General features: G+C 69.4%; 1 protein-coding gene. It reads left to right on the plus strand.

All coding sequences use genetic code 11. The features are described from left to right. A partial coding sequence (locus ACWDUM_RS28195; RefSeq protein WP_450136530.1) for an amino acid adenylation domain-containing protein occupies nt 1–4,927 on the plus strand: 4,927 nt, incomplete at both ends.

Genomic DNA, 4,927 nt, shown 5'->3' on the forward strand with positions numbered 1-4,927 from the left:
TGGGGGCTGCGTTCGACACGGTGGTGCCGGTTCGGGTGTTGTTCGAGGCGTCGTCGGTGGGGGCGCTCGCGGCACGAGTCGGCGCTCTCGCCGGTCGTGGCAGCCGGGCCGCACTGACCGCGAGGGAGCGGCCGGCGGAGATCCCGCTCTCGCTCGCCCAGCAGCGCATGTGGTTCCTGAACCGGTTCGACACCGGATCGGCCGAGAACAACATTCCTGCGGGGATCAGGCTGTCCGGTGCGCTCGACCTGCCTGCGCTGCAGGCCGCGATCGCGGATGTCGTGTCCCGCCACGAGATCCTGCGAACGATCTACCCTGTCACCCCCGACGGCACCGGAGTCCAGGTGATCCTGCCGGTCGGACATTCGATCCCGGATCTCGCTCCTGTCCAGGTGACGGAGGAGGGCCTTGCAGCCCAGGCCGTGGAGGCCATCTCGACCGGCTTCGACGTCACGACGGACGTGCCCCTGCGGGTGAAGGTCTACCGACTCTCCGAGACCGAGCACGTGCTGCTGGTCGTCGCGTACCACATCGCGGCCGACGGTTTCTCGATGGCGCCGCTGGTGCGGGACGTGATGACCGCCTATGCCGCCCGGACCGCCGGGCACGAACCCGGGTGGGCGCCGCTGCCGGTGCAGTACGCCGACTACACGCTCTGGCAGCGCGAGGTCCTCGGATCCGAGGACGACCCCGACTCGGTCATCGCCGCGCAGCTCGCCTACTGGACCGCGAACCTCGTCGGACTTCCCGCGCAGCTGGACCTGCCGAGCGATCGCCCCCGCCCCGCGGTGTCGACGCACACCGGAGGCGCGGTCGAGCTCTCACTCGACGCGGATCTGCACCGATCCATCGGTGCCTTTGCCCGCGAACACAATTCCACCCCGTTCATGGTGGTGCACACGGCGCTGGCGGTGCTGCTGTCCAGGCTGTCCGGCACCGAGGACATCGCGATCGGCACCCCCGTCGCGGGCCGCGGCGAGGCCGCGCTCGACGACCTGGTGGGCATGTTCGTCAACACGTTGGTGCTGCGAACCCCGGTGAACCCCTCGGCGTCGTTCGCCGATCTCCTCGCCGCGGTGCGGGACGTCGACCTCGGCGCATTCGGGCACGCCGATCTGCCGTTCGAGCGGCTGGTGGAGGTGCTGAACCCGGACCGCTCGCAGTCCCGGCACCCGCTGTTCCAGGTGGCACTGGTCTTCCAGAACCACGCGAGGCCTACTCTCGAGCTGGACCGGCTCACCGTCACCGGCCTCGACGTCGAGGCCAACGTCGCGAAGTTCGATCTGCAGGTCACGATCTTCGAGAAGACCGCAGAGGACGGTGCCGCAGCGGGGGCACTCGTGCACCTGACCTACGCACGCGACCTGTTCGACGAGGCGACGATCGTGTCGTTCGCGGAACGCTTCGAGCTGGTGCTGCGGGCGATGATCGAGGACTCGTCGTCGGCGGTCGGCGACGTCGCCGTACTCGGCGAGGCCGAGCACCGTCGGGTTCACGGGTGGTCCCACGGTGCCCGCGTCACCGGGGCTCGGGAGTCGATGCTGGAGCGGATCGCCGGTCGTGTCGATCAGGCTCCCGACGCTCCGGCTGTCGTGTGTGGCGGCGAGTCGCTGTCGTACGCGGAACTCGATCGGCGGTCCACGGAGTTGGCCGTGGAGTTGATCCGCCGCGGCGTCGGCGTGGACGACGTCGTCGGACTGGTGTTGCCGCGGTCGGTGTCGTGGATCGTGTCCATGGTGGCGGTGTGGAAGGCCGGGGCCGCGTACGCCCCGATCGACCCGTCCTATCCGCCGGACCGCGTCGAGGCGATCGTGTCCGACACCGGGATTCGTTGCGTGGTCGGCGAATCCGGCCGGGACCTGTCGGTGCCGGTCATCGCGCTGGACACGTTCGCCGGTGCCGAGCAGGCGGGTCCGGCTCCGGTCGATCGCTGGCGTGAAGCGGGTGCGGGGCGCCGTCTCGGCTACGTCATCTCGACGTCGGGTTCGACCGGTCGGCCGAAGCCGACCCTGGTGCCGATGGCGGGTATCGAGAACACCGTCGCGTGGTACGAGGGCGAACTTCCCGCCGACGGTGGATTGCTGATCGCGTCGTCGCCGAGTTTCGACCTGACGCAGAAGAACGTGTGGGCGGCGCTCGTGGGCGGCCGGGCCGTGCACCTCGCTGCCGACGGTTTCGATCCGCAGGAGATCCTGGCGATCGTCGCGGCCGGCGGTGTCGCGGTGGCGAACATGTCTCCCAGTGCGTTCGAGGCGGTCGTCGATACGGACCTCGAGGGTGTGCTGTCCGCGCTTCGAGTGGTGTTCCTCGGTGGCGAGCCCATCAAGGTGGCCAGACTCGCTGCGTTGATGGAATCCGGTGTGCGGGTGGTCAACAGCTACGGCCCGACCGAGGCGTCGGATGTCGTGTCCTACCAGGAGGCTTCGGTCACCGACGTGACCGGCGTGCCGGTCGGGCACCCGGTTCCGAACATCGACCTCTTCGTACTCGATCGGCGGCTCAACGTGGTGCCCGCCGGGGTCGAGGGCGAACTGTACGTCGGTGGCGTCGGCGTCGGCCGCGGCTACGGCGGCCGCTTCGACGTGACGGCGGAACGTTTCGTCGCCAGCCCGTTCGGTGGGCCGGGCGAGCGAATGTACCGCACCGGCGATCTGGTGCGGTGGAACCGCGACGGCGCACTCGAGTACATCGGGCGCACGGACTTCCAGGTGAAGCTGCGGGGTCTGCGCATCGAACTCGGGGAAGTCGAGGCCGTGCTGCTCGGCCATCCGTCCGTCTCCCGGGCAGTCGTGGCCGTGCAGCACGACGAGCGAGGGGACCGGCTGGTCGGCTACGTGGTCGGCGAGCCCGGCGCCACCGTCGACGTGGCCGAGCTGCGGGCCTCGCTCGCCGGGCAGCTGCCGTCGTACATGGTGCCGTCCGTGGTCATGGTGCTCGATGCCCTGCCGCTTAGTGCGAACGGCAAGGTCGATCGAAAGGCCTTGCCCGCGCCGGAGTTCGTGGCGAAGGAGTATCGGGAGCCGTCGACCGAGGTGGAGACGGTCGTCGCCGGTGTGATCGGGGAGGTGCTGGGTGTCGACCGGGTCGGTCTGGACGACGACTTCTTCGAGCTCGGTGGCAACTCGCTGATCGCGACCCAGGTCGCGGCGCGGTTGGGTGCGGCGCTCGATGCTCGGGTCGATGTTCGGATTCTCTTCGAGGTGCCGGTTGTCGGAGACTTGGCGACGCGGCTGGAGGCGGACGCCGGTGCCGGCGGTCGAGTGGCGTTGGTGCCACGACCGCGTCCGGAGCGGATTCCGCTATCGGTGGCGCAGCAGCGGCTGTGGTTCCTGGGCCGGTTGGATCCGGAGTCGTCGGCCTACAACATTCCGGCGGCCGTGCGGTTGACCGGGGCGCTGGACGTCGATGCGCTGCGAGCGGCGATCGGGGACGTGCTCGAGCGGCACGAGGCGTTGCGGACGGTGTACCCGGAGTTCGAGGGCAACGGCACCCAGGTGATCCTTCCTGTCGAATCGGTGCCGGTTGCGTTGGATCCGGTCGAGGTGGCCGAGGCGGATCTGCTCGCCGCGGTGGTCGGGTTGTTCGGGACGGCGTTCGACCTGACTGCGGAGGTGCCGCTGCGGGTGGCGCTGTACCGGCTTGGTGCGGACGAGCACGTGCTGGCGCTGGTGGTGCACCACATCGGTGCGGACGGGTGGTCGACCAGGCTGCTGGTGCGTGATCTGATGGTGGCGTACGCGGCCCGGCAGGCCGGTGCGGCGCCGGGTTGGGAGCCGCTGCCGGTGCAGTACGCGGACTTCTCGCTGTGGCAGCGGGAGGTCCTCGGTTCGGATGGCGACGACTCGTCGTTGCTCAGTCGTCAGCTCGGATTCTGGACGCAGGCGCTCGACGGGGTGCCCGATGTGCTCGAGCTGCCGACGGATCGCCCGCGGCCGGCGGTCGCGTCGAACCGCGGTGCGGTGCACGAGTTCGTGCTGGGCCGCGAGGTGCATGCGGCGGTGGAGGCGTTCGCCCGTGAGCAGCGGGTCACCACGTTCATGGTGGTGCATGCCGCGGTGGCGGTGCTGCTGGCCCGGTTGACCGGCAGTGGCGACATCGTCGTCGGTTCGCCGGTGGCGGGTCGTGGTGAGCAGGCGCTCGACGACCTGGTGGGCATGTTCGTCAACACGCTCGTGCTGCGGACGGCGGTGGACGGTGCGCAGTCGTTCGCCGACGTTCTCGGGTCGGTGCGGGAGGCGGATCTGGCGGCGTTCGCGAATGCGGATGTGCCGTTCGAGCGGCTGGTTGAGGCGCTCAATCCGGTGCGGTCGCGGTCGCATTCGCCGTTGTTCCAGGTGTCGTTGGCGTTCCAGAACCTCGGCGGCAGTGAACCCGGTGCGGCTCTGGAACTCGACGGGCTGCGGGTCGAACCCGTCGAGTCCGATGTGGTGCCTGCGAAGTTCGACCTCGAGTTCACCTTCACGGATGAGTTCGACGATCGCGGGCCCGCAGGGATCGGCGCCACCCTCACATATGCGACCGATCTCTTCGATGCGTCGACCGCGGCGCGCTTCGCGGCGACGTTGCGAGAGATCCTGGTGCAGGCGACGGCCGATCCCGCCCGACCCGTCGGTGACCTTCGTGTCGTCCCGGCGGAGGACGAGCGGCTGATGCTGACCGAGTGGAACGCCACGGACATGGATGTGCCGGCGGGCACGCTGGTGGATCTGCTCACCGCGACCGCGCAGGGGTGTTCGGATGCGCCCGCGGTGACGTTCGACGGTGTGACGTCGACGTTCGGTGAGTTCTCCTCGCGGGTGAATTCGCTTGCTCGGCAGTTGATCTCGATGGGCGTCGGGCCGGAGTCGACGGTGGTCGTCGCGGCGCGGCGGTCGGTCGAGATGCTGGTGGCGATGCATGCGGTGATGACCGCGGGCGGTGCGTACGT

It is taken from the genome of Rhodococcus sp. NPDC003322 (assembly GCF_053589555.1).